The sequence below is a fragment of the Comamonas squillarum genome (assembly GCF_025309455.1).
Classification (GTDB): Bacteria; Pseudomonadota; Gammaproteobacteria; order Burkholderiales; family Burkholderiaceae_C; genus Comamonas; species Comamonas squillarum.
Genome location: NZ_CP104377.1, coordinates 2,792,658 through 2,817,424, shown reverse-complemented (window position 1 = coordinate 2,817,424; position 24,767 = coordinate 2,792,658). Strand labels below are relative to the sequence as shown.

At 64.5% G+C, this 24,767-nt stretch carries 20 protein-coding genes; 17 read left to right on the top strand and 3 right to left on the bottom strand.

The window, feature by feature from the left end:
* Positions 1-79: 79 nt before the first annotated feature.
* The 4 genes from N4T19_RS13000 to N4T19_RS12985 all read left to right on the top strand — a co-directional run bounded on the left by N4T19_RS13000 (position 80) and on the right by N4T19_RS12985 (position 4,063).
* The gene (locus tag N4T19_RS13000; RefSeq protein ID WP_260720297.1) at positions 80-880 is read left to right on the top strand and encodes an ABC transporter permease; all 801 of its coding nucleotides are present in this window, start codon (positions 80-82) and stop codon (positions 878-880) included.
* Positions 881-891: 11 nt separating this feature from the next.
* Positions 892-2,199 carry an ABC transporter ATP-binding protein gene (locus N4T19_RS12995; protein WP_260718240.1) on the top strand — a complete coding sequence of 436 codons (1,308 nt, stop codon included), beginning with the start codon at positions 892-894 and terminating at the stop codon, positions 2,197-2,199.
* 86 nt (positions 2,200-2,285) lie between these two features.
* Entirely contained in the window at positions 2,286-3,182 is an 897-nt protein-coding gene (locus N4T19_RS12990; RefSeq protein WP_260718239.1) for a class I SAM-dependent methyltransferase, read from the top strand.
* 14 nt (positions 3,183-3,196) lie between these two features.
* Positions 3,197-4,063 carry a class I SAM-dependent methyltransferase gene (locus tag N4T19_RS12985; protein ID WP_260720296.1) on the top strand — a complete coding sequence of 289 codons (867 nt, stop codon included), beginning with the start codon at positions 3,197-3,199 and terminating at the stop codon, positions 4,061-4,063.
* Positions 4,064-4,105: 42 nt separating this feature from the next.
* Here N4T19_RS12985 and N4T19_RS12980 read toward each other — a convergent pair whose 3' ends face one another.
* Complete coding sequence (locus N4T19_RS12980) at positions 4,106-6,145, bottom strand: glycosyltransferase family 2 protein (RefSeq protein ID WP_133248162.1); 2,040 nt, start codon at positions 6,143-6,145, stop codon at positions 4,106-4,108.
* 64 nt (positions 6,146-6,209) lie between these two features.
* Positions 6,210-9,902: a methyltransferase domain-containing protein gene (locus N4T19_RS12975; RefSeq protein ID WP_260718238.1), complete on the bottom strand. Its 3,693-nt coding sequence runs from the start codon at positions 9,900-9,902 to the stop codon at positions 6,210-6,212.
* A gap of 93 nt (positions 9,903-9,995) precedes the next feature.
* On the opposite strand from N4T19_RS12975, the gene N4T19_RS12970 reads away from it, so the two are divergent.
* From N4T19_RS12970 to N4T19_RS12910, 13 genes are all read left to right on the top strand, one after another.
* Positions 9,996-10,889 carry a glycosyltransferase family 2 protein gene (locus N4T19_RS12970; protein ID WP_409935110.1) on the top strand — a complete coding sequence of 298 codons (894 nt, stop codon included), beginning with the start codon at positions 9,996-9,998 and terminating at the stop codon, positions 10,887-10,889.
* Positions 10,890-10,954: 65 nt separating this feature from the next.
* Positions 10,955-11,746 carry a glycosyltransferase family 2 protein gene (locus N4T19_RS12965; protein ID WP_260718236.1) on the top strand — a complete coding sequence of 264 codons (792 nt, stop codon included), beginning with the start codon at positions 10,955-10,957 and terminating at the stop codon, positions 11,744-11,746.
* Positions 11,746-12,846, top strand: coding sequence for a glycosyltransferase family 4 protein (locus tag N4T19_RS12960; RefSeq protein WP_116926369.1), 1,101 nt, complete (start codon positions 11,746-11,748; stop codon positions 12,844-12,846). Before N4T19_RS12965 ends, N4T19_RS12960 begins: the two co-directional genes overlap by 1 nt.
* A gap of 73 nt (positions 12,847-12,919) precedes the next feature.
* Complete coding sequence (gene argB, locus N4T19_RS12955; RefSeq protein WP_116926370.1) at positions 12,920-13,813, top strand: acetylglutamate kinase; 894 nt, start codon at positions 12,920-12,922, stop codon at positions 13,811-13,813.
* A 200-nt stretch (positions 13,814-14,013) separates the two neighbouring features.
* Positions 14,014-14,694, top strand: a complete 681-nt coding sequence (gene slmA / locus N4T19_RS12950; RefSeq protein ID WP_021028954.1) for a nucleoid occlusion factor SlmA — start codon at positions 14,014-14,016, stop codon at positions 14,692-14,694.
* Between the two features lie 168 nt (positions 14,695-14,862).
* Positions 14,863-15,612, top strand: coding sequence for a TetR/AcrR family transcriptional regulator (locus N4T19_RS12945; protein WP_021028953.1), 750 nt, complete (start codon positions 14,863-14,865; stop codon positions 15,610-15,612).
* 19 nt (positions 15,613-15,631) lie between these two features.
* On the top strand, positions 15,632-17,434 hold the full coding sequence (locus N4T19_RS12940; protein ID WP_182343679.1) for an acyl-CoA dehydrogenase C-terminal domain-containing protein: 1,803 nt from the start codon (positions 15,632-15,634) through the stop codon (positions 17,432-17,434).
* A 39-nt stretch (positions 17,435-17,473) separates the two neighbouring features.
* A complete protein-coding gene (locus N4T19_RS12935) occupies positions 17,474-17,923 on the top strand; it encodes a DUF2147 domain-containing protein (RefSeq protein WP_409935109.1) in 450 nt (149 codons plus the stop codon).
* Positions 17,924-17,991: 68 nt separating this feature from the next.
* Positions 17,992-20,400, top strand: coding sequence for a 3-hydroxyacyl-CoA dehydrogenase/enoyl-CoA hydratase family protein (locus tag N4T19_RS12930; protein ID WP_260718235.1), 2,409 nt, complete (start codon positions 17,992-17,994; stop codon positions 20,398-20,400).
* An 8-nt stretch (positions 20,401-20,408) separates the two neighbouring features.
* Complete coding sequence (locus N4T19_RS12925; protein ID WP_182343675.1) at positions 20,409-20,858, top strand: endonuclease domain-containing protein; 450 nt, start codon at positions 20,409-20,411, stop codon at positions 20,856-20,858.
* Positions 20,859-20,860: 2 nt separating this feature from the next.
* Positions 20,861-22,060: an acetyl-CoA C-acyltransferase gene (locus tag N4T19_RS12920; RefSeq protein WP_260718234.1), complete on the top strand. Its 1,200-nt coding sequence runs from the start codon at positions 20,861-20,863 to the stop codon at positions 22,058-22,060.
* 164 nt (positions 22,061-22,224) lie between these two features.
* Positions 22,225-23,067, top strand: a complete 843-nt coding sequence (locus tag N4T19_RS12915; RefSeq protein ID WP_116926375.1) for a thioesterase family protein — start codon at positions 22,225-22,227, stop codon at positions 23,065-23,067.
* A gap of 93 nt (positions 23,068-23,160) precedes the next feature.
* Positions 23,161-23,943 carry an enoyl-CoA hydratase gene (locus N4T19_RS12910; RefSeq protein WP_116926376.1) on the top strand — a complete coding sequence of 261 codons (783 nt, stop codon included), beginning with the start codon at positions 23,161-23,163 and terminating at the stop codon, positions 23,941-23,943.
* 7 nt (positions 23,944-23,950) lie between these two features.
* Here the strand turns inward: N4T19_RS12910 and N4T19_RS12905 are convergent, their stop codons facing one another.
* The gene (locus N4T19_RS12905) at positions 23,951-24,766 is read right to left on the bottom strand and encodes a ChbG/HpnK family deacetylase (protein WP_260718233.1); all 816 of its coding nucleotides are present in this window, start codon (positions 24,764-24,766) and stop codon (positions 23,951-23,953) included.
* Position 24,767 lies beyond the last annotated feature (1 nt).

Sequence of the window (24,767 nt, the reverse complement as noted above, 5' to 3'; positions counted from 1 at the left end):
CTGCCGATGGGGCAAGGAGGAGGCTGAAATGGCCTTCTCCTTTTTTCATGGGCGCTTTGTCTTTCAATATCGAACTTTGATGCGCACCTTTCTGCACAGTATCCAAGAGGTCTGGAACGCCCGCGCGCTGATCGGCGTGATGACACGCCGCGAGGTAGCGGCACGCCATGCCGGCACCGCGCTGGGCGTCATCTGGCCCTATCTGCAGCCGCTGCTGTCCGTGGCGGCCTACTACCTGGTGTTCGACATCGTGTTCGCGATGCGGCTGGGAGAGGGTGCATCCAGCCATGCGGTGGGCACCTTCCTGATTGTGGGCGCGCTGCCCTGGATGGCGTTTTGCGATGCGGTCTCGCGGGGCATGGGCAGCTTGCTGGAGGCGGGCTCCATCCTGCAGAAGAATCCGCTGCCACCGGTGCTGTTCCCGGTGCGCTCGGTGCTGGCAAGCTCCTGGATCTTCGGGCCGCTGATGCTGCTGCTGGCGATGTGCTATATCCCCGTGCACCATCTGCAGTGGGGGGTGCTTGCCTTGCTGCCGCTGATGGCGATGCAGCTGCTGATGACCTTGCTGCTGTCCTATGCGCTGGCGATCTTTGCCGCCGCCCTGCGCGACACCGTGCAGCTGGTGGGTTTTACATTGTCGGTGGGTATCTACCTGACGCCCATCCTGTTTCCGATCACGATGTTTCCGCAGGGCTGGCGCTGGCTGCTGTGGCTCAATCCGATGGCGTCCTATGTGATGGGCTACCAGTCGGCACTGTTGCAAGGCCAGTGGCCGGAAATGCAGGTCTGGGTGGTGAGCGCGGTGTGGATTGCACTGCTTGCCGTGGTGGTGAATGTGCTGGTGCGGCGCAGCCGTGACCAGCTGGTGGACTGGCTATGACGGGCGTGCAGATGGCAAAGACGCAAGAGGCTCCTGCGGTGCTGGTGGTCAAGAATCTGGGCAAGGAATACAAGCTCTATGACTCACCGCGTCAGCGCGTCAAGGCGCTGCTGACGGGCCGGGCCATGCACCGCAGCCACTGGGCGCTGCGCGATGTCAGCTTCAGTCTGGGGCACGGCCAGTGCATTGGCGTGGTGGGCGACAACGGCGCGGGCAAAAGCTCGCTGCTCAAACTCTTGGCCGGCACCATGCAGCCGTCTACAGGCTCGATTGAGCGCTCGGGCCGCATCACCGCCATTCTGGAGTTGGGCGCTGGCTTTCATCCCGATTTCAGCGGCCGCGACAACCTGTATTTTGCCGGCAGCCTGATTGGCATCAGCCAGGAGGAGATGCGCAAGCTCGAACCCGAGATCATTGCATTCTCGGAGCTGCAGGATGCGATCGACCGGCCCGTCAAAACCTATTCCTCCGGCATGAACGTGCGCCTGGCCTTTGCGCTGGTCACTGCCGTGCAGCCCGATGTGTTGATCGTTGACGAGGCGCTGGCCGTGGGTGACCAGAGCTTTCAGAAAAAATGCATCGAGCGCATTCTGGACTTTCGCCAAAAGGGCTGCACCATCCTCTTTTGCTCGCACAGCCCCTACCATATTCGCCATCTCTGTGATGCCGCACTGTGGCTGGAACAGGGCCAGGTGCAGATGTTTGGCGAGACCGAAGCGGTGCTGGCTGCCTACGATGTGCGCACCCGCCAAAAGCGGGAGGAAAAGGACCAGTTGCAGTGGGGCGATGATGCGGCAGCTGCAGTGCCGGATGCGCTGACCGATATGGCCGCTGCAGCCATCGCCACAGAGCCCGTCGACCCGCTGGACACGCCATATGCGGTGCAGCCGCCAACGCAGCCCAAGTCCGAGGAGGCAGGCAACGCCTGCATTCTGTCGGTGGATATTGCGAACCTGGGCCCAGGCGACCCGCCGGTGCTACAGGGCCAGGATCTGGTCGTCACGATCAAGGCGCGTGGCAATGGCGCTGAGCGCCCCAATATCGGCTTCATGATCGAGCAGAACAAGGGCGTAGGCATTGCCTGCCTGGCGACGCATGAGGAAGACGCTGTGCCCGTGCAGTTGGCCGATGGCAGCTGGCAATCGGTGCTGAGCTTTCCGGATCTGCCCTTGCACAGCGGTGACTATGTGGTCAGCGCCTTTTTGTTCGATGGCTCGGGCCTGGCGGTCTACGACCAATGGTTCCAATACACCGTCTTCCGCTTTATCTACCCCAAGCCGCTGCCTGGACTGGTACGATTGCCCCACCACTGGGGCTGAGGCTGCGTGCAACTGCGCGTGCGGCTTGAACCCCAGCCAACGAGAGCGCCGGCATCCGCGCTGGCGCGCTCATCGCCCCCAGATTTATGACCACGAATTCTCCCTCTGCAACGAGCCAGGGCCAGCAGCTGCTGGCTGATGCACAGCTGATGCTGGCACATGGCAATTTTGAAGCGGCCTCGGGCCTGCTGCTGCGCGCCCGTGCCGAAAAAGACACGATGCTGGCAGCGCATGCGCTGATCGAGCAGCACGGGCTGACCGGCTCATTCCGCAACATTTTCGGCCTGAACTGCACGATTTCCTCGGCCGATGATATTTTTGGCTTCTTTGCCGGCCACGCCAGCAGCAGCAACCCGCTGCGCGATTACCTGGCCGATGGTTGGCGCACCCTGGCCGAGCTGATGACGGTGATGGAGCGGGTCGGCCAGCCGCTGGTGCAGAGCCAGCATTTTCTGGAGTTTGCCAGCGGCCATGGCCGCTTTACCCGCCATCTGGCCCATCTGCTGGGGCCGGACAAGGTGACGGTGTCGGATGTGGTGCCCGATGCGGTGGACTTCGCGCAGCGCACCTTTGGCGTGCAGGGCTTTGTCTCGGCCAGCGTCCCTGAGCAGTTGGTGGCGCCGCGCCAGTACGACACGGTCTTTGTGCTGTCGCTGTTCAGCCACCTGCCGCGCAGCACCTGGGGCCGCTGGCTGCAGGTGTTGTACAGCGTGGTGGCGCCGGGAGGCATTTTGGTGTTCAGCACGCACGGTATCAAGGCGGCGCGGTTTGACAGCGTGCCGCTCGACGACGAGGGATTTTTCTTTGCGCCGTCGAGCGAGTCAAACGCGATCGACCCGAACGAGTACGGCACGGCCTTTACGACCGAAGCCTTTGTGCGCGCCCGCATTGCCGAGACCGTGGGCGCCGACAAGCTCGAGTATTTCTCTCCCGTGCAGTTCTGGAACCACCAGGACGTGTACGTTCTGCGAAAGCCATCATGAACCGCGGAAGCCGTATGCGCCGCCTGGCGCAATTGCGTGAAAAGCGGTTGGGCCTGCCTGAGTACGACGACAGCCGGATCAGCGACGAATGGTTCCGCTCCCACTTCCACTACGCATCTGATGTGGTGGCACAGTGGCTCAGCCCGGTGATGGATCTGAGTGCGGCCCGCCTGCTGCAGTTTGGTTGCGGCGATGGCATCACCGATCTGGCGCTGGTGCTGCGCCATGGCGCGGGCGCCATCCATGGCATCGATGTACGCCAGGAATACGCCAAGCTGCCCCGCATTGCGAAGGAGCAACTGGGCATGCAACGCATTCCGGCGGCGCTGAGTTTTCAGACCATCACGCCCAGCGCGCCGCTGGCGGGCCAGGCGCCGCTCTACGACGGCATCATGAGCTGGTCGACCTTTGAGCATGTGCAGCGCGACCAGCTGCTGCCCATCTTGAAAGACCTGCTGGCCTGCCTCAAGCCGGGCGGGCATTTCTTCTTGCAGATCGAGCCGCTGTTCTACTCGGCCTTTGGCTCGCACTTGCGCCGTTATGACGATGTGGCTTGGCACCACTTGCTGGTGGACGAAGATGCGCTCTGGAAGGTCATTGAAGCCTACGACGGCGAACTCAGCCCCGATGAGGTGGACTTTGGCTTTGCCGATTTTGGACCGGAGGGCTACAAGCGCTTTGTGTTCAAGGAATACCAGGAGCTCAACCGCCTGACCGCCGATGAGCTGGTGGCGCTGGCCAAGGAGGCGGGCTTTACGGTGGCGCGTGAGGAGCGCCGCCACTATGAACCGGGGCCCGTGCCTGAGGCATTGCTGGCGCAGTACCCGCGCGAGGTGTTGACCAACAACGAGATCTTTTTGCTGCTGCAGCGCCCCGTTTGATCGCTGGCCGGCAGCCCGCACAGGGCCCCGGCCAGTTTTCCGTCAGGCGCTGGGCTGGGTACCTGCCGCAGCCGCTGCCTGCGGCAGCGGCACCGAGACGCTGGCGCTGTAGCTCAGGCGCTGCATGCGCTGGCCCAGGCCGCTGCGGCTAAAGAGCCGGCGGTTGATCGAGGCCTCACAATGCAGGGGCGTGCGTACCAGCCAGCAGGTGTGGCGCACTTCAAATGCGGGGTGGAAGTACGGGTCGCCCTGGTCCAGAAAATCGCGCCAGCGGCTGGCAAACAAGGCTGAGTCTTCGGGGTGGGGGTCATAGCCTTCGGCCTTGCCACGCGTAATCGACTCATGGTGGACCAAGGTCGCCTGCGGGCAGTACAGCACGCGCCAGCCCAGCTGCAAGGTGCGCAGGCACAGGTCCACATCACCAAAGCCCACGGCCAGCTTTTCGTCATAGCCGTCGATGGCATCAAAGGTTTCCTTGCGCATCAACAGGCACGCAGCGGTCACGGCCGAGACCTCATGCGTGCTCACCAGGCGGCCCATGAAGGCGATGTCAACGCGGTCGGGCGGCAGCTTTAGGAACTTGCCATAGTGCTCGGCGATGCCAAAGGCGCCCACGCAGACGCCGGCGTGCTGGATCGACGTGCGGTCGGGGTAGAGCAGCTGCGCGCCCACCATGCCCACGCTCGGGTCCTGGCACTGTGACAGCATGTGCTCGAGCCAGCCGCTCTCCAGCGCCTCGATGTCGTTGTTGCAGAACAGGTAGTGGCTATACGGCCGGGTCAGCTGGCGCACCGCCCAGTTGTTGATCGCCGAGAAATTGAAGGGCCCCTGGTAGCGCAGCACGGTGGCGGTGCCTTCTTGCTCCAGTTGCGCAAAGTAGTCGAGGCTCGCCTGCTCGGTCGATGCATGGTCGATCACGATCAGGTCATAGGCGGCATGCTGCACGGTGGCGCGGATGCTGTCCACACACTGGCGCACGAGGCTGCCGTAGTTCTTGGTCGGGATGATGATGGCCACGCGCTGGCCATCGGCGATCTGGTGCTGCGTCTCAAAGAAATTGAACGACACCCCGGGGGCCGAGCGCGCCGCCACGCCGCTGCGGTCCAGGTGGCGCTGCAGTACGGCGGTCGAGGTGCTCATCACCTGGGCCATCTTGTCGTGGCCGGCCGAGCCGGTGTGGGTGCGCCATTGGTAGAGGATCTCCGGCAAGTGCACGATGCGGCTGGCCGCTTCGCTGACCCTCAGGATCAGGTCGTAGTCCTGCGAGATGCCCAAGGTCTCGTCAAAGCCACCCAGGCTGCGCAGCAGCGCCGTGCGAAAGCCCGCCATGTGCACGATATAGGGGTGGCTGCGCAGGTATTCGGGTGAGAAGGCTGGGCGGTGGAAGTACTGCAGCACCTCTTTGCCATCGGGGCTGACCAGCACTTCGTCCGAGTACAGCATGTCCGGGTCATCGGCCATGACGCTTTGCGCGACGCGGTAGATCGCCTGCGGCTGGAGCAGGTCGTCATGGTCGAGCAGCACCACAAACGGGGACGTGGCCAAGGCCAGCGCCCGGTTGCTGGCGTGTGATACGCCATGGTTGCTCTCGCCCAGGTGCAGCTTGATGCGCGGCTCTTGCGCGGCCAGCTCCTGCAGCATCTGGCGCACATGGGGCTTGGGCGATGCATCGTCGGCAATGCACAGCTCCCAGTGCGGGTAGATCTGGGCGCGTACCGAGTCGACCATCGCGGTGAGCATGGCCGGGTCGGTGTTGTAGGTGGGCACCAGGATGGAGATGCTGACGGGCTGCTTTAACGCGGCAATCTCGGCGCGCAGCACGGGCAGCACTTCGCTAGAGAGGCGCTGCTGGTAGTCCTGCCAGGCATCGGTAGGGGCGACGGGCACCGTCGGTGCATCGGGATGGCCCAGCGACAGCAGCTGGTGCTTGAGCATCTGGCTGCCGCCCGTGCGCCAGGCGCGCCAGAGCCTGCGGCTGTTGCTGCCCAACTGGCGTGGATCGGCGGCCAGCAGGTAGAGGCTGCGGCTGAGCTGGCGCAGCTTGTGGGGCAGCTTGCGCAAGGTAGAGAGAGTGGATGACAAGGAATGGCTCTTTGTTTTTGTAGCGGTGGCTGCTTGATTTGCAAGCACTATTGGCCTATTTTATTTAATTAAGGGCCGGGCGCAGACCCGTCAGGTAATCGTGCCCGTAGCTCCAGGGCTGCAGGTACTGGGCTTTCAGATCGACCGCGGCAGCCGGGGCAGGCAGCGGTGGCTGGCCGTCGACGTACTGGCGCTGGCGAATGTCCTGCAGCAGCGCCAGCCATTCGTCGGCCGAGGTGCTCCAGGGACGCAGCCAGGTCCAGGGGCGGCCTGCCAGTCGCTCGGGGAAGGCGCCGATATCGGGCGCGATCACCGGCACACCGGCTTGCAGGCAAGCGCTCAAGGTGTAGCTATAGGTCTCGGGCCACAGCGCCGGGAACCAGACCACATCGGGCTGCAGGCGCGCCATCAGTGCGGGCAGGTCGGCATCGTCATAGGGGCCGTGCACGGTCAGGCTGGCATGGGGCTGGGTGCGCATGCGGCGGTGCGGGTAGCCCAGCAGGTGCAGCTCGACCGGCGCCTGACTTTGGGCGGCGGCCAGCGCCACGGCTTCCATCACATCGCCCCCCTTGGCCAGGCTCACGCCGCCGAGGATAAAGACGCGCAGATGGGCATGGGGCGCCAGCGGCTGGCCCTTGGGCACAGGCAGCAAGGCTGCATCGGGGATGTCATGGTGGGTGACATAGCGCACTGGCGCATCGGGGAAGTACTCGTGCATGCGCAGTGCCGCATCCTTGCTGGGTGCGAGCACATAGCGCGCCTGGTTCAGGAACAGGCGGTGGCGCATGCGCCAGGCATCGATGTACTCGCCGGTGGGCGCGGGTTCGGCGCCAGAGCATTGCGGGCACTGCGGCACCCCCAGCGCCGCATAGCGCGGGTTGTGGGTGGGCTCCATCAGGTTGATCTGCGGGCAGATCGCGTAGTAGTCGTGGGCGGTGAAGTCATAGCGCACGCCCAGCAGCTCGGGCAGGCGCATCACTTCCAGGTTCAGCCCCATCAGGTGGTGGAAGTGGATATGGCTCACGCCCAGCTCGCGCAGCTGCGCCACCAGTGCGTCAGACTGCGTGGGCCAGTGGAACTCCTCGTCATAGCCTTCGGCCGCATCGAGCCACTGCAGGCGGATGTAGTTGTCTTCCAGCGGGGTCAGGGCCAGCGATACCGCGCGGTCGCGCAGGCTGTGGGCCAGCTCCTTGACATGGCGCAGGGTGCCGCCGCCGGCGTTGTGCAGCACCATCAGCACGCGCGGCAGCGGGTGCTGGCGCAGGCGTGCCTTGTCGATGGCATTGCGCGCGGCCTGGGCCGGGTTGGCCTTCAGATGCGCTTGCACCAGGCTGTCGTAAGCAGGGTGCAGTTGCAGCAGGGTCTGGTAGGCGGCCTGCTCGCGCGGCGTCTTGCTGTCGCCAAAGCTGACGCCGCCGGTGTGCAGCACCACGCTGTCCAGCGCCAGCAGATGGCGCCAGCCCAGGTCATGGGCGCGCATGCAGAAGTCGTTCTCTTCGCCGTAGCCCTTGCCGAAATGCGCCACATCAAACAGGCCGGTCTGCGCAAGGCAGTCGCGGCGGATGTACATGCAAAAGCCCACGCCGGTGGGCACCTCGACCGTCTGCCCGGCATTGGCGCTGGCGGCCAGGTGGTTCAGGCGCAGCAGATCGGCGTCGGCCGGCAGCGCATTCTTTTCGCAAAAGCGCGGGTAGCTGCAGATCGTCGCGTTGTTGGACAGCGGCGTGACGCTGCCCACATCGGTGGCGCTGTAGGCCGCCCGGTGCAGGCGGTCCAGCCATTCGTGCGACACCTCCGTGTCGCTGTTGAGCAGCAGCACATCATGGCTGGGGTTGAGCGCCATGCCTCGGTTGACGGTGGCGACAAACCCCAGGTTGCTGTCGTTTTCCAGCAGTCGCACGCGGCTGTCCTGCTGGGCCAGCTCGCGCAGCCAGGCGGTCAATTCCGGCTCGGGGCTGGCGTCATTGATCACCACCAGCTGGCTATTGGTTTGCGTGGCCGCTTGCAGCACCGACTGCAGGCAGCGTTGCGTATCGACCAGGCCCCGGTAGACCGGGACGATGATGTCGACCATGGGAGCGGGCTGGGCTGCTGCGAGCGGGCGCACAGGCTCGGGCCGGGATTCAGCGGGCGCAGCTTCATCGACAACAACGGCGAGCACTGCATCATCTTCCAGCTCTGCGATCACCTCCTGTGCATCGACTGCTTGCACTGCATCCTGCACAGGCTCGGGCACATGCACAACGGCCGGGGCGGGCGCAGGCCGGCCGCGCAGCCGCGCCTTGGCGCTGGCCAGTTTCTGGCCCACACGGTAGGCCTCCGAGGCTTCGATATTGCCCAGGTGGGTTTGCAGGTTGCCGATATGGGTCTGCTGGCCCTGGATATGTTCTTGCTGCTGGGCAATCGCGGCTTCCAGGTTTTCTTTCTGCTGCTGCATATGGGCCTGCAGCAGGCGCAGCTGGGTGTGGGCATCGGCCTGGGCCTGTTGGGCGCGCAGCACCTCGGTATCAGCGTGGCGGATGCGGGCCTGCAGCTCCTGGGCGCTATCGGCCAGCGCAGCGTAGTCGGCCGACATCGGCCAGCCCAGGCTGACTTCGAGCACCGCACCTTCGGTCTGCAGGCAGTCCTGCAGCAGCGCCGGGGCAATCGGCAGGTGCAGGTGCGGGTCATCGCCCGTCAGCAACAGCAGCGTGCTTCCCGGCGCGGTGGCGGGGGCCGGCTGCCAGCTGATCTGGCTGTGCGGCACCTGGGCCAGCGCTTCTGGCCGGTCCGCTTCCCAGCGCCAGCGCAGCGCACCACTGGCGTCATAGAGGCGCATCGCATGCAGGTGCAAAAAGCCGGGGCGGTCGGCCGGGTCCCAGCGCAATGTGGGCTGGGCGCCTTCAAAGCGCGGCAGCGCAAAGCGAATGCTCTGCTGCAGGGCGCCAATCTGGCCCTTGGCAATCAGCTTGTGCGACTCGCTGAACTGGCCGGCATCGGCCCAGTACAGGTTGGTGGTGAAGCTGGCATGCGCCGTGTTGGACTCGCTCTCGATCGCCAGCAGCGCATGGGCCTGGGCTGCAGCGGCATCGCTGCTGGGCCGGACACTGCAGATGAACTGGTAGGCCAGCGCATCGGGCTGGGCCAGCAGGTAGCGCATCACGGCGGGCGGCAGGCTGTCGGCGGTGGTCCGCGCAAATTCGGATTCGTCGAGCGGGCGGTCGATGGTCTCGAGCGACTGCACGCTCCACTGGCCCGCTTGCATCAGCCGCAGCAGCGACTGGCGGGTGAAAAAGCGCAGGTGGGTGGCGTCAAGCAGGCCTTCTTCGCGGTAGCGCAGCTCACCTTGCATCAGCTCCATCACCAGGCCGCAGTAGCCGGCGTTGGGGATCGAGACCAGGACTTCGCCGTTTTCTGCCAGCAGATCGCGGCAGTCTGCCAGCAGTTGCTCGGGCTGGCGCAGGTGTTCCAGGACATCGGCGCAGACGATATAGTCATACTGGCGCAGCGCAAAAGCTTCAGCCAGGTTGATCTGTTCCAGATCGGCCACAGCCAGATCGCGATAATACGGCCTGGCGAGCGCGGCCTCCTCAGCGCTGAACGTCACACCATCGAGGATGCAGGCCTTGTGTTCGTGCAGGTACTGGCCCAGCACGCCGGGGCCGCAGCCCAGATCGAGCACACGGGTGCCCGGCTGTATCTTGTTCGCCAGCACGGACAGCGAACTGCGCTGCTGGAGATCGATGTGGCGGGTGTAGACGTGGTGTTCGCGGGTCATGGATATGGGAATGGGTAGGAATTTTGCCGAGATAGGCCTGCAGATGCAGGTGAAAGATGAATGACTGACAAGCAAAATCGTGTGGCAATTCTATTGTCTACATTCAACGGCGAGCCGTTTCTGCCTGCGCAGCTCGATTCCCTGCTGGCGCAAAGCCATGCGGGTTGCGATATCTGGGTGCGCGATGATGGCTCCAGTGACCAGAGCCTGGCCATTGTCCGGCGCTATGCCAGCATCCATCCAAACATCCACATCCAGGCCGGCGAAAACCTTGGTTTTGTAGCTAGTTTTTACGAATTATTGCAAAACGTGGGCGCTGGCTATGATTTCTATTTATTCTGCGACCAGGATGACGTCTGGCTGCCCGGCAAGGTGAGCCGCGCGCTGGCGCTGCTGGAAGGCAAGCAGGGCGCGGCGCTCTACTGCTCGCGAACCCAGTATGTGGACCGCGATCTGCAGCCCATCGGCCCTTCGCCCGATTACGACCGCCGCTGCATTGGCTGGGGCAATGCGCTGGTGCAGAATATTGCGACCGGTTGCACGATGGCGCTCAACCGCGCGGCGCGCGAGCGCCTGCTGGCGCAGCGCCCCGGCTTTTGCCTGGCGCATGACTGGTGGGCCTACCTGGTGGTATCGGCCTTTGGCCAGGTGGTGTTCGACAGCGAGAGCCACATCCTCTACCGCCAGCATGGCAGCAACACCATCGGCATGCAAAAGCAGGGCCTGGCCGGCCAATGGGCACGCGTGCAGCGCTTTTGGCGCCGGCTGCGCCAGGCGGGCCCCGGCTGGATCGACCAGCTGAGCGAGTTCGACCGGCTCCATGGCCCCAGCCTGGCCGATACCCAGCGCCGCCAGCTGCGCATGCTGATCCGCTCCCGCAGCAGCTGGACGACGGCGTTGCGCGCCTCGACCCAGCGCTATTACTGGCGCATGAGCAAGGTCGACACCTTGATATTGCGTGTGCTGCTGGCGCTGCGCCTGTACTGAGGTGCCGTTACAACTGGCGCGCTGGGCTGATTTCAGCACTGGCCGCTGATGGATAATGCCCGCTGATGTCCGCCAGCCCCACCTCCCCGCTCCCTCCCATCGCCTTGTCCGTGGTCAGCCATGGCCATGGGGCGATGGTGCAGCAGCTGCTCGATGCCTTGGCGCTGCACGGCGCGGGCGGCACCGGTGTCCGCCGCGTGGTGCTGACCCTGAACCTGCCCGAGCCCGCACCCTTGGCGCCCGCCGGCGGCTGGCCCTTTGTGCTGGAGCTGCGCCACAACAGCGTGCCGCAAGGCTTTTCAGCCAACCACAATGCGGCCTTGGCCGGCGCGACCGAGCCCTTGGTCTGCGTGCTGAACCCGGATGTGGATCTGACGGGCGGCAACCCCTTCCCCGCGCTGGTGCGCGCGCTGCAGCGCCAGGGTGTGGGCCTGGCCTACCCGATGCAGGTGGATGAAAACGGCCAGCTGCAGGACAGCGAGCGCGAGCTGCCCACCCCCTGGTCCTTGCTGCGCCGCTATGCGGTCAAACGCCGCGAGACCCGGGCCGAATGGGTCAATGGCGCCATGTGGCTGCTGCCTACGCCCGTCTGGCAGGGCATTGGCGGGCTCAATACCGCGTACTTCATGTACTGCGAGGATGTGGAGCTGTGCCTGCGCCTGCGCCTGGCGGGCTGGACCCTGGCGCGCGCCGCCTGCGTGGTGGGCCATGCTGGCCAACGCGCCAGCCACCGCCGGGCGCGCCATGCTTTGTGGCATATTCGCAGCTTGCTGCGGCTGTGGACCTCGGCAGTTTTCTGGCGCGCCCGGGCCTTGCTCCGGCGTACCCCCACGGCAGCACTCACGATGATTGAATAATGATTTTCCTGGCAGTGGTCGCTTTTCTCTGTACGCTCATTGGCGCGGGTTTCATCGTGCGCCGCATGCGCGGCCATGCCAAACGCTATGGCAAGGATTTGCCCCAGCGCTTCCATATGGGCAACATCCCCCGGCTGGGCGGTTTGGCGATGTTTGTCAGCCTGGTGCTGACGGTGGGCGTCGCCGGCCTGCAGAACTGGTGGGGCTACTACGGCAATGCGCTGCACTGGAACCAGTGGGTGCTGTATTTCTTCATGGCGATGCTGCCCGCCGTCGCCGGTGGTATTGCCGAAGACATGACCCAGCGCATGACGGTGCGCTACCGCCTGGTCCTCACTTTGCTGACCGGCTTGCTGGCCGTCTACCTGCTGGGCATGACGGTGCCGCGCATGGGCTTGGTCTGGCTCGATACGGTGCTGAGCGCCGCGCCCTGGCTGGGCATGGCGCTGGCCGTATTGGCCATTGCGGGCCTGCCCCATGCCTTCAACATCATCGATGGCTACAACGGCCTGGCCGGCATGGTGGCGGTCATCATCTGCGCGGCGCTCACCCATGTGGCGCTGCAGCTGGGTGACCGCGAGCTGGCAGCGATCCTGGTGATCACGGCCGCCGCCACCCTGGGCTTCATGTTCTGGAACTACCCCATGGGCCAGCTGTTTGCCGGCGATGGCGGCGCCTATGTCTGGGGCATCGTGATCGCCTTTTGCAGCATCACCTTGGTGCAGCGCCACCCCATCGTATCGCCCTGGTTCCCGATGCTGCTGCTCATCTATCCGGTCTGGGAGACCATGTTTTCCATCTACCGCAAGCTCGCGCGCGGCGACTCGCCGGGCATGGCCGATGCGCTGCACCTGCACCAGCTGATCTACCGCCGCATCGTGCGCAGCGTGCTCGATGAGAATGCGGCGCGCCGCATGCTGCGCCGCAATAACCGGACCGCGCCGTATTTGTGGGCGTTCACTTTGCTCACCGTGGTGCCGGCGGTCCTGTTCTGGCGCAACACCTATATCCTGATCGGTTTTTGTGCGCTGTTCTGTGTCTCCTATGTCGCTGCCTATCTGGTGATCGTGCGCTTCAAGCTACCGGGCTGGATTCGCTGATCAGCAGGCAGGCGGCACTTTGGGGCACAATGCGCGTTTTGCATCTTCTCCGCTGCTGTAAAGGCCTGCAACCATGACGACTCCTTCTCTCTCCATTGCCCCGCGCGACAAGGCTGAAATTCTGGCGCAGGCACTGCCCTACATCCGCAAGTTCCATGGCAAGACCATGGTCATCAAGTACGGCGGCAACGCCATGACCGACCCCGAGCTGCAGGCCGACTTTGCCGAAGACGTGGTGCTGCTCAAGCTGGTGGGCATCAACCCTGTGGTGGTGCATGGCGGTGGCCCGCAGATCGAGAACGCCTTGAAGCGCCTGGGCAAGGAAGGCAAGTTCGTGCAGGGCATGCGCGTGACCGACTCCGAAACCATGGAAGTGGTGGAGTGGGTGCTGGCCGGCGAAGTGCAGCAAGACATCGTGGGCCTGATCAACCAGGCCGGCGGCAAGGCCGTGGGCCTGACTGGCCGTGATGGCGGCCTGATCCGCGCCCAAAAGCTCAAGTTGAAGGACAACAAGGATCCATCGGTCGAGCACGATGTCGGCCAGGTCGGCGACATCCTGTCCATCGACCCGAGCGTGGTCAAGGCGCTGCAGGACGACGCCTTCATCCCCGTGGTGAGCCCGATTGGCTTCGGTGAGAACAACGAGAGCTACAACATCAATGCCGATGTGGTGGCCAGCAAGTTGGCCACCGTGCTGCAGGCCGAAAAGCTGATGCTGCTCACCAACATCCCTGGTGTGCTCGACAAGCAAGGCCAGCTGCTGACCGAATTGACCTCGCGCCAGATCGATGAACTGATCGAGGACGGCACCATCTCGGGTGGTATGCTGCCTAAATTGGCTGGCGCCATCGATGCCGCCAAGAGCGGTGTCAATGCCGTGCATATTGTCGATGGCCGCGTGCCACACGCGATGCTGCTCGAAATTTTGACCGACACAGCCTACGGAACAATGATTCGTAGTTATTGATACATTTGATTGCGTAATTGATTTGTGCATCTAGCAATGCACATGATTTTTATCATTTTTCTGCAGTTCTTTTGCAGTAAGATGTTACAGAGGGCCCAAGGTTGCGCTGGCAACCTGTGAGGCGAGTGCCTTACTTTTATCAATAAAAAATACCTGGCGGTGTTGGGAGACTGCGTCGGGTGCAGCCTCATATTCAACGCATGTCTGATCAAGAATCTTCTTTCGCCGCCGACCTCGTCGATGCGCCGCTAGAAGCCGCTAACCCGGCACCTACCCGTAAACGTCCAAAACCCGGAGAGCGTCGAATCCAGATTCTGCAGACGCTGGCGGCCATGCTGGAGCAGCCAGGCGCAGACCGCATCACCACGGCGGCACTGGCCGCGCAAATGTCGATCAGCGAGGCGGCCCTCTACCGCCACTTTGCCAGCAAGGCCCAGATGTACGAAGGCCTGATCGAGTTCATCGAGCAGTCCGTCTACAGCCTGGCCGTGCAGATCACCGGCCGCGATGTGCCGGACCCCGCCAAGACCGTGGAGCAGGGCATTGCCCAGGCCCACCGGGTCGTGGCCATGGTGCTGCAGTTTGGCGAGCGCAACCCCGGCATGGTGCGCGTGATGCTGGGCGATGCGCTGCAGTCCGAAAACCCCCGTCTGCAGCAGCGCATGCAGCAGTTCTTCGAGCGCATCGAGACCACCTTGCGCCAGTGCCTGCGCGTGGTGCCCGGCGGCGATGCATCGGCTACGCCCACCGTGGATGCCAATGTGCGCTCCAGCGTGCTGATGTCCTTCCTGATCGGCCGCCTGCAGCGCTTTGCGCGTTCGGATTTCCGCCGCCTGCCCACCGAGCAGCTGGACGCCTGCCTGTCCTTGATGGCGCACTGACGCCAGCCAACCCCATCGCAAAAGCTGCTGAGCCTGACAAGGCCAGCAGCTTTTTTCATGGGGGGCACGGCCGTTGCCGTGGTTTACCCTTGCTTTGCACACCAACGGTTGGCAGCACACTGGGTTTGTGCAAGAATCAAAAAAGAACGACCGTGCTATTTTTGATTTATGACCAAACCCCTTGCTTCCACCCCAGGCCCTGCCGAGATCGCCAAGCTGGCCAAAGGCGCCCAAACGCGTGCTGCGATTGTGGATGCCGCCCTGTCCCTGGCCGCGCAAGAGGGGCTCGATGGCCTGTCGCTGGGCATGGTGGCGCTGGCCATGGGCATGAGCAAGTCAGGGGTGTTTGCCCACTTTGGCTCACGTGAGGAGCTCCAGTGCTCGGTGGTGCGCGAATACCATGAGCGCTTTGAGCGCGAGATCTTTGTACCGGCGCTGCAGGTGCCCCGTGGGCTGGCCCGCTTGCTGCATATGGCCACCGGCTGGATGGGTAGCACCGCCCAGCCCAATGATGCCAGCCGCCTCTACGGCAGCCTCTACATCAGCGGCGCGGTGGAGTTTGATGACCGGCCCGGCGATGTGCGCGATGCGCTGTCCGAGTCGGTGCGCATCTGGATGGATGCGATGCGCCGCGCGATTGTGCAGTCCCAGACCGAAGGCCAGCTGCGCAGCGATGTCGCTCCCGACCAGGTGCTGTTCGAGCTGCACGGCATCATTTTGTCGCTGCACTATGAAACCCGCTTTCTCCATGGCCCGCAGGCGCTGCGCCATGCTGCCACCGGCCTGCGCGGCATCTTGCTGCGCCATGCGGTGAACCCCGAGCGCGAGGCCGCCTTGATCGATGCCGCGCTGGCCCCTTGCCTGGCAGCGCTGCCCGATGCGGCCGCGCCCGCCTCCGTTTCTGTTTTGACCTCGTAATTTTTCCAAAGGACTTTCCATGCCTCAGTACACCCCACCGCTGCGCGACATGCAGTTCCTCATGCAAGAAGTGCTGGACCTGCCGGCCCGCTTTGCCCAATTGCCGGCCTATGCCGAGGTGGACACCGGCACCATGGATGCGATTTTGGAAGAGGCCGGCAAGTTTGCGGTCGAGGTCGTGCAGCCACTCAACCTGCCTGGTGATGCCGAAGGCTGCACGCGCAACCCGGCCGATTCGAGCGTGACCACGCCCAAGGGCTTCAAGGAGGCCTATGCCAAGTATGTGGAAGGCGGCTGGGCGGCCCTGTCGTGCGACAGCGCCTATGGCGGCCAGGGCCTGCCCTTTGTGCTGAACCAGTGCCTGTATGAGATGCTCAACAGCGCCAACCAGGCCTGGGCCATGTACCCCGGCCTGTCGCACGGCGCCTATGAGGCACTCCATGTGTATGGCTCGGACGAGCAGAAAAAGCTTTACCTGCCCAAGCTCACCAGCGGTGAATGGACCGGCACCATGTGCCTGACCGAGCCCCATTGCGGCACCGACTTGGGGCTGCTGCGCACCAAGGCAGAGCCCCAAGCCGATGGCAGCTACAAGATCACCGGCAACAAGATTTTCATCAGCGCCGGTGAGCACGACATGACCGACAACATCGTGCACCTGGTGCTGGCCCGCCTGCCCGATGCGCCCAAGGGCAGCAAGGGCATCAGCCTGTTCCTGGTGCCCAAGTTCCTGGTCAATGCCGATGGCTCGCTGGGTGCGCGCAACCCCATCAGCTGCTCGGGCCTGGAGCACAAGATGGGCATCCATGGCAATGCCACCGCCCAGATCGCCATCGATGGCGCCGTGGGCAGCCTGGTTGGCCAGGCCAACAAGGGCCTGCAGGCCATGTTTGTGATGATGAATGCCGCACGCCTGGGCGTTGCCAACCAGTCGCTGGGCCTGATGGCCGTGGCTTATGAAAATGCACTGGCCTACGCCAAGGACCGCGTGCAGATGCGCAGCCTGTCGGGCACCAAGGCCAAGGACCTGCCGGCCGACCCGATCATCGTGCACGCCGATGTGCGCCGCATGCTGCTGACCGCCAAGGCCTACAGCGAAGGCGGCCGCGCGATGATGGTCGCCACCTCGGCCCTGGTCGACGAAGAGTTGAACCACCCCGACGAAGCCGTGCGCAAGGCCCATGCCGCGCAGGTGGCCCTGCTCACCCCCATCCTCAAGGCCTTTTTGACCGACAAGGGTTTTGAGGTGACCGTGCTGTGCCAGCAGGTGTTTGGCGGCCATGGCTACATCCATGAGACCGGCATGGAGCAATTTGTGCGCGATGCGCGCATCAACATGATCTACGAAGGCACCAATGGCATCCAGGCGCTGGATCTGTTGGGGCGCAAGGTGCTGGGGGACCAGGGCGCGGCGCTCAAGGCGCTGGGCAAGCTGGTGCAGGGTCTGGTCGAGGAAGAGGGCGTCAACGAGCGCATGGCCGACTTCATCAACCCGCTGGCGCAGCTGGCCGGCCAGATGACCGGCATCACCACCGAGCTGGGCCTCAAGGCGCTGCAAAACCCTGACGAAGTGGGCGCTGCGGCGACCGACTACCTGTGTGTGATGGGCCACCTGGTGATGGGCTACTGGTGGGCGCGCATGGCCCAGACCGCGCTGCGCGCACTGGCCGAAGGCGATGTGACGGGCAAGACCTTCTACGAAGCCAAGCTGCAGACGGCACGCTTTTACTTTGCGCGCCTGTTCCCCGAGGCGGGCCTGCGCGTGCGCACCATGCGCACCGGCAGCAAGCTCTTGATGAACACCGACGCGGCGCTGGCTTGACAGCTGCAGTGCTGCCGAAAAACACCGAAGGAGACCCTGATGCAAACCTTGCTGAAACCTGTGCTGATGGTGGCTGGCAGCTTGGCGGTGGCACTGCCAGCGCTCGCGGCGGACATGTCGCCGGTGGGCCTGTGGCGCACCTTTGACGAGAAAAGCGGTGAACCCAAGTCCGAGGTGCGCATCAGCGACAGCGGCGGGGTGCTCAGCGGCAAGGTGGAAAAGCTGCTGCGCAAGGGTGCCGATCTGCAGGCCGTCTGTGACCGCTGCAGCGATGACCGCAAGGGGCAGCCGCTCGTCGGCCTGGAGATCATCCGCGGTGCCAAGCAGGCGCCGGGCAAGGCGGTCTGGGAAGACGGCAAGATCCTCGACCCGGAAAACGGCAGCAGCTACAGCCTCAAGCTCACACCTGCGGACAACGGCAACAAGCTCGATGTGCGCGGATCGATTGGCCCCTTTGGCCGCACGCAGACCTGGACGCGCGTCGAATAGGTTTTGAATACAACGGCTTGTCAGCGAATCCCTATCAGGGGCTGACAGCCATGAAATGTGGAGTAACCATGTCCCGATTTGTGGTGAAAAAAGTGGCGGTGCTCGGCGCCGGCGTGATGGGCGCGCAGATTGCGGCCCACCTCGTCAATGTGCGCGTGCCGGTGGTGCTGTTTGACCTTCCTGCCAAGGAAGGCCCCAAAAGCGCGATTGCCCAGAAGGCCATTGCCAACCTGAAAAAGCTCAAGCCCTCGCCGCTGGGCGTGGCGGCTGAAGCGGATCTGATCACGCCCGCCAACTACGAAGAACACCTGGCGCAGCTCAAGGACTGCGACCTGGTGATCGAGGCGATTGCCGAGCGCATGGACTGGAAGCGTGATCTGTACCACCAGATTGCGCCGTTTGTCGCACCCCATGCGATCCTGGCTTCCAACACCTCGGGGCTGTCGATCACTGCGTTGTCGGAAGCATTGCCAGAGCAGCTGCGCCACCGCTTCTGCGGCATCCACTTCTTCAACCCCCCGCGCTATATGCAGCTGGTGGAGCTGATCCCCACGGCAGCGACCGAGCCCCAGGTGCTGGACCAGCTCGAGAGCTTTGCTACCAGCCAGCTGGGCAAGGGCGTCATCCGCGCCAAGGACACGCCCAACTTTGTTGCCAACCGCGTCGGCGTGGCGGGCATGCTGTCGACCATTGCCGAGGCCGAGCGCTTTGGTCTCAGCTACGACGTGGTCGATGACCTGACTGGCAAGAAGCTGGGGCGTGCGAGCTCGGGCACCTTCCGCACCGCCGATGTGGTGGGCCTGGACACCCTGGCCCATGTCATAGCGACGATGCAGACCCAGCTGACGGCGCAGAGCGACTCGTTCTACGCCAGCTACACCACGCCGGCGGTATTGACCCAGCTGATCGCCAACGGCGCGCTGGGCCAAAAGACCAAGGCGGGTTTTTACCGCAAGACCAAGATGGGCATCGAGCGCTTTGACTCCGCGCACCAGGCCTATGTGCCCTCGGGCGAAAAGGGCAACGACGTCTATACCCGCATGCTGAAAAAGCCGGCGGGCGAGCGCCTGCAGCTGCTGCGGGGCAGCGAGGGCGCGCAAGGCCAGTTCCTCTGGGCCATCTTGCGCAACAGCTTCCACTACGCCGCCGTGCACCTGAAAGACATTGCCGACAATGCCCGCGATGTGGATCTGGCCATGCGCTGGGGCTTTGGCATGCAGCAAGGCCCGTTCGAGCTGTGGCAGGAAGCCGGCTGGCTGCAGGTGGCCAAGATGGTGCAGGAGGACATTGACGCTGGCAAGGCACTCAGCACCGAGCCGCTGCCGCAATGGGTGTTTGAAGGCCCCGTGGCGGACGCCGGCGGTGTGCACACGGCGCAGGGCTCCTGGAGCGCTGCCGAGAACCGCTTTGTGCCGCGCCGCGATCTGCCGGTCTATGCGCGCCAGCTCTTTCCCGAGCGCGTGCTGGGCGAGACGAGCGCGCCCGCGCAGGACTGGCGCACGGCAGGCCGCACCCTGGCCGAGAGCAAGGCCTCACGCAGTTGGACCCTCGATGACCAGGTGCTGGTCTTCAGCATCAAGACCAAGATGCATGCCATCAGCCCCGATGTGATGGAAGACCTGCAGGCCGCGCTGACGCTGGCCGAAAAGGATTTTGATGCGATGGTCGTCTGGTCGGGCGATGCACCGTTCAGCGTGGGCGCCGATCTGCAGGCGATGATGCCGGCCTTTGCACTGCAAGGCCCGATGGCCATCGATCAGATCGAGCAGGTGATGCAGCAGCTCTTCCTGTCGGTGCGCTATGCGCAGATCCCGGTGGTTGGCGCTGTGCATGGCATGGCGCTGGGCGGCGGCTGCGAGCTGCTGCTGCACTGCGCACGCCGCGTGGCGCATATGGAAAGCTATATCGGCCTGGTGGAGATGGGCGTGGGCCTGGTGCCCGGCGCCGGCGGCCTCACCAATGTCGCCTACCAGGCCGCGCGCCATGCGCAGTATTCCACCGGCACGGATCTGCTGCCCTTCCTGGCCAATGGCTTTACCGCAGCCGCCAAGGCCACAGTCGGCACCAGCGCGCTGGAGTCGCAGGCCATCGGCTACCTGCAGGCCGATGATGTCATCGTGCCGCACCGCGACGAGCTGCTGTTTGTGGCGCTGACGCAGGCCAAGGCCATGGCGCAGTCGGGCTGGCGCCCACCGCAGCGCAAGCCCTTCCCGGTGGCCGGCCGCAGTGGTGCAGCCACCTTGCGCAGCACCCTGGTCAACATGCGCGAAGGCGGCTTCATCACCGAGCACGACATGCTGATCGCCAGCCATATGGCCGATGTGGTCTGCGGCGGCGATGTGGATGCCGGCACCCTGGTGAACGAGGAGTACCTGATGGCGCTGGAGCGCAAGGCCTTCACCGACCTGATCGTGAAGGAAAAAACCCAGGAGCGCATTCTGGGCATGCTGAACACCGGCAAGCCGGTCCGCAACTGAGGCCCAGCATGCAAGACAACGCCCTGCTCTCCAACACCCTCTCCCGCAAGCGGGAGAGGGCAGGGGTGAGGGCGGATGTCAGCGTGCAGCAAGCCCGCGCCCTGCGCCAAGCCTCCACCACTGCAGAACAACTGCTCTGGCGCCACCTGCGCAACCGCCAACTGGCGGGCGCCAAGTTCCGCAGACAGCATCCGCTGGGGCCTTACATCCTGGATTTTGTCTGCCTGGAGCAGGGTCTGGTGGTGGAGATCGATGGCGGCCAGCATGCGGATCTGCAGGCGCAAGCCTATGACCAGCAGCGCACGGTGTGGTTGCATCAGCAAGGCTTGCGCGTGCTGCGATTCTGGAACCACGACGTATTGCAACAAACCAACGAGGTGCTTGCGCAGCTGCTGCAGGCCCTCACCCCAGCCCTCTCCCGCTTGCGGGAGAGGGAGGTGAATACAGAGGACGAGTGACCATGAGTAAACAAGTTCAAGACGCCTACATCGTTGCGGCGACGCGCACGCCGATTGGCAAGTCGCACAAAGGCTATCTGCGCAATATGCGCCCTGACGATCTGCTGGCCACCACGATGAAGGCCGTGCTGGCGCAGGTGCCGGGGCTGGACCCGCAGGCGATTGAGGATGTGGTTTGCGGCTGCGCGATCCCCGAAGCCCAGCAGGGCCTGAATGTGGCGCGTATCAGCGCGGTGCTGGCAGGGCTGCCGGTGGGGGTGGGCGGGGTGACGGTCAACCGCTTTTGCGCATCGGGCCTGACGGCACTGCAGATGGCGGCCGACCGCATCCGCGTGGGTGAGGCAGATGTGATGATCGCCGCCGGTGTAGAGAGCATGAGCATGGTGCCGATGATGGGCAACTCGCCGTCGCTGTCGCCGTCCATCTTTGAGCGCGAAGGCGATGTCGGCATTGCCTACGGCATGGGGCTGACTGCCGAGAAAGTCGCGCAGCGCTGGAAGGTGAGCCGCGATGCCCAGGATGTCTTTGCACTGCAGTCTCACCAGCGCGCGCTGGCGGCGCAGCAGGCCGGCGATTTTGCCGCTGAGATCACGCCGATCACCGTGACCGACCGGGGGGTGGACATCGCCCGGGGTGAGGCGGTCAGCCGCTCGCGCACGGTGGACCTCGATGAAGGCCCGCGCCCGGACACGTCGATCGAGGGACTGGCCAAGCTGCGCACCGTGTTTGCGGCGCGCGGCTCTGTCACTGCCGGCAACAGCTCGCAGACCAGCGATGGTGCAGGTGCCTTGCTGGTGGTGAGCGAGGCGGCGCTCAAGCGCTTTAACCTGACGCCGCTGGCGCGCTTTGTCAGCTATGCCAGCAAGGGCGTGCCGCCCGAGATCATGGGTATTGGCCCGATCGAGGCGATCCCGGTCGCGCTGCGCCATGCCGGCCTGTCCTTGCAGGATATCGACTGGATCGAGCTGAACGAGGCCTTTGCCGCGCAGTCGATCGCGGTCATGCAGCAGCTGGGCATGGATCCGGCCAAGGTCAACCCCATGGGCGGCGCAATTGCGCTGGGCCACCCGCTGGGCGCCACCGGTGCCATCCGCGCGGCCACCGTCGTGCATGCGCTGCAGCGCAACAAGCTCAAGTACGGCATGGTGACCATGTGCGTGGGCATGGGGCAGGGCGCGGCGGGCATTCTGGAGCGCATCTAAACCGGCGCTGGCTACGGCATCTGTCGCCCACTGGGCTGCAACAGATGCCGTTGGCTGCTAATGTCGGGTGGCAGAAAATGCAACTGCAAGACAGGTCTTGAAAGGCTTGGTACGGGCACATGGCGTTTTCGGCGGATTCGAAAATTTCTGCGAAAGATGTCCGAATGAGTGAACTCTCCTCCCACCACGCCCGCCATGCCTTTGACCGTGCGATGGCCATGGAACCCAGCGGCCAGAACCAGTATGCGGCGCAGGCTAGCAAGGACTACTGGAACATGGTCGGGCCCTACGGCGGCATCACTGCTGCGCAAGTGGCCCAGGCCGTGCTGCAGCACCCGCAGCGCCTGGGCGATCTGGTGGCGGTCACCGTGAACTACGCCGGCGCCGTGGGCGAGCGGCCTTATGTGATCGAAGCCATCCCGGCGCGCACCAATCGCAGCACCCAGCACTGGATCATCACCTTGCGCGAGCAAGACGCCGAGGGCCAGTGGTCCACGACGACCACCGCGACCGCGATGACGGCCCTGGCGCGCGATACCTGGTCGGATGACGAGTACGTGATGCCCGAGGTGCCGCCTTCCAGCGCGGTGGAACGCTACACCACCGATTTCCGCGTGGAATGGCTGAACCGCTACAACATCCGCCCGCTGTTGGGCGGCTATCCGACGGAGTGGGACGGCGCAAGCAGCCCGAGCCTGACCCGCATGTGGGTCAGTGACGAGCCCCCGCGCCCGCTCGATGTGCCGGCGCTCACCTCGCTGTGTGACGTGTTTTTTCCTCGCATCTGGCTGCGCCGCGCCAAGCGCGTGCCGGTGGGCACCGTGTCCTTGACGGTCTATGTGCATGCCAGTGCCGAGCAATTGGCCGCAGTCGGCACCCAGCCGGTGCTGGCCCAGGCCCAGGGCCAGGGCTTTCGGGATGGTTTTTTTGACCAGACCGCGCAGATCTGGTCCCCCCAGGGCGTTTTGCTGGCCACCAGCCACCAGCTGGTCTATTACAAGGAATAAGGCGCGCCAAATCCGGTTAGCATGCCAGCGTCTTCGGTGTGCGCCCTGGCCGTGGCCCGGGCCCGGCACCGACCCCTTTTTTGAGAGACTGTTATGACGATCCAATCCTCGTGCGACGATATCCGGGTGCTGGCCGAAGCGGGCATCTGCACCATCACCTTCAACCGGGTGGCCAAGAAGAACTCGCTGACCGGCGCCATGTACCTGGCCCTGGCGGAGGTCTTGCAGCAGGCCGCCAGCAGCGCCGAGGTGCGCGTGGTGCTGTTCCAGGGCGATGCCTCGGTGTTCACGGCGGGCAACGACCTGGGCGATTTCCTCCACGGCCCCAAGCCCGATGACAACGCGCCGCCGTTCCAGTTTTTGCAGGCACTGGCCGCGTTCCCCAAGCCGATCGTCGCGGCCGTCTGCGGCCCGGCCGTGGGCATTGGCACGACGATGCTGCTGCACTGCGACCTGGTCTATGCCGGTGACAACGCGATGTTCTCGCTGCCGTTCGTGAACCTGGGCTTCTGCCCCGAAGGCGCATCCAGCCTGCTGCTGCCCCAGCTGATGGGCCACCAGCGTGCCTGCGAGGCCTTGCTGCTGGGCGACCCCTTCATGGCCGAGGCGGCACTGGAAGTGGGCCTGGTCAACCGCGTGGTGCCCCCGACCGAATGCAACACCATCGCCCAGGCGCAAGCCGCCAAGCTGGCCGCCAAGCCGCTGGCCTCGCTGATGGCCAGCAAGCGCCTGCTCAAGAGCGGCCAGATGGCAGCCGTTCAGTCGCGCATCGCCGAAGAAGGCCGTGTGTTTGCCGATCTGCTGCAGCAGCCCGCTGCCAAAGAGGCGATGCAGGCCTTTATGGAAAAGCGCAAGCCCAACTTCAGCGGTCTGTGATCCCTGCTTAGGCGCCCTTGGCAGGCACCAGCTTGCCAATGCGGCAGCCCTGCGCTGCCAGCAGCGCGCCAAACGCGGGCGAGCGCAGATAGGCCCATTCCACCGGCCGCTGCTGGCCAATGGCGTCATTGGGCATCGGCGTTTGCGCCGGGTGGCACATCAGCAAACTGCCGTCTTGGCATTCGGCCAGCCATTGGGCCATCAGGCCGCCATAGGCGGCTTCCGTCGGCGCATCAAAACCATAGACCCCGGCAAAGCCTTGGTTGGTGGCCCAATGCTGGCGCTGCAGCTGGTGGCTGAGGCGCCAGCCGCCCAGGAGCGCAATCGTGGCTGATTTGGCCTGCCAGCGCAGGGCGCCCGCAGGGGCCGTGGAGCGGATCCAGATTTGCCGGGCCGCTGCTGCGCCATAGCGCGCTTCGAGTTCAGCCAGCATCGCTTTGCGCACGCCGGGCAGCTGGTGCACATGCTGGTGGCCATCCACATAGACGGGCGGCATGCCCAACGCATCCTCAAAGGCATCGAGCTGGCGGCGCCAGGCATCGCGCAGCGCAGTAGCAGACAGCCGGGCGGTATAGGCCTGGCTGAGAATGCGCGTGATGGGGGTATCGGGCGCCACGCCATGGCCTTCGGTCAGGTTGAAATGCAGGCCCAGGTCCAGCTGGCCGCGCACAGCCGGCAAGGCGCGCGCCGCTGTGCGCCAGCCCGGTGCCGTGGTCATGCAGCTGGTGGCCGAGAGGCGGCCCAGCGCCGCCAGCTCCAGCACGGCGGCGTCGATGGCCGGGTGCAGCGCAAAATCGTCGGCGCAGAGGGTGATGTGTTTCATG

Excerpts from the sequence above, each read along its gene's own strand:
- N4T19_RS13000 (WP_260720297.1), top strand. The coding sequence starts at position 80 with ATGCGCACCTTTCTGCACAGTATCCAAGAGGTCTGGAACGCCCGCGCG.
- N4T19_RS12995 (WP_260718240.1), top strand. The coding sequence starts at position 892 with ATGGCAAAGACGCAAGAGGCTCCTGCGGTGCTGGTGGTCAAGAATCTG.
- N4T19_RS12990 (WP_260718239.1), top strand. The coding sequence starts at position 2,286 with ATGACCACGAATTCTCCCTCTGCAACGAGCCAGGGCCAGCAGCTGCTG.
- N4T19_RS12985 (WP_260720296.1), top strand. The coding sequence starts at position 3,197 with ATGCGCCGCCTGGCGCAATTGCGTGAAAAGCGGTTGGGCCTGCCTGAG.
- N4T19_RS12975 (WP_260718238.1), bottom strand. The coding sequence starts at position 9,902 with ATGACCCGCGAACACCACGTCTACACCCGCCACATCGATCTCCAGCAG.
- N4T19_RS12965 (WP_260718236.1), top strand. The coding sequence starts at position 10,955 with ATGTCCGCCAGCCCCACCTCCCCGCTCCCTCCCATCGCCTTGTCCGTG.
- N4T19_RS12960 (WP_116926369.1), top strand. The coding sequence starts at position 11,746 with ATGATTTTCCTGGCAGTGGTCGCTTTTCTCTGTACGCTCATTGGCGCG.
- argB (WP_116926370.1), top strand. The coding sequence starts at position 12,920 with ATGACGACTCCTTCTCTCTCCATTGCCCCGCGCGACAAGGCTGAAATT.
- slmA (WP_021028954.1), top strand. The coding sequence starts at position 14,014 with ATGTCTGATCAAGAATCTTCTTTCGCCGCCGACCTCGTCGATGCGCCG.
- N4T19_RS12945 (WP_021028953.1), top strand. The coding sequence starts at position 14,863 with ATGACCAAACCCCTTGCTTCCACCCCAGGCCCTGCCGAGATCGCCAAG.
- N4T19_RS12940 (WP_182343679.1), top strand. The coding sequence starts at position 15,632 with ATGCCTCAGTACACCCCACCGCTGCGCGACATGCAGTTCCTCATGCAA.
- N4T19_RS12935 (WP_409935109.1), top strand. The coding sequence starts at position 17,474 with ATGCAAACCTTGCTGAAACCTGTGCTGATGGTGGCTGGCAGCTTGGCG.
- N4T19_RS12930 (WP_260718235.1), top strand. The coding sequence starts at position 17,992 with ATGTCCCGATTTGTGGTGAAAAAAGTGGCGGTGCTCGGCGCCGGCGTG.
- N4T19_RS12925 (WP_182343675.1), top strand. The coding sequence starts at position 20,409 with ATGCAAGACAACGCCCTGCTCTCCAACACCCTCTCCCGCAAGCGGGAG.
- N4T19_RS12920 (WP_260718234.1), top strand. The coding sequence starts at position 20,861 with ATGAGTAAACAAGTTCAAGACGCCTACATCGTTGCGGCGACGCGCACG.
- N4T19_RS12915 (WP_116926375.1), top strand. The coding sequence starts at position 22,225 with ATGAGTGAACTCTCCTCCCACCACGCCCGCCATGCCTTTGACCGTGCG.
- N4T19_RS12910 (WP_116926376.1), top strand. The coding sequence starts at position 23,161 with ATGACGATCCAATCCTCGTGCGACGATATCCGGGTGCTGGCCGAAGCG.
- N4T19_RS12905 (WP_260718233.1), bottom strand. The coding sequence starts at position 24,766 with ATGAAACACATCACCCTCTGCGCCGACGATTTTGCGCTGCACCCGGCC.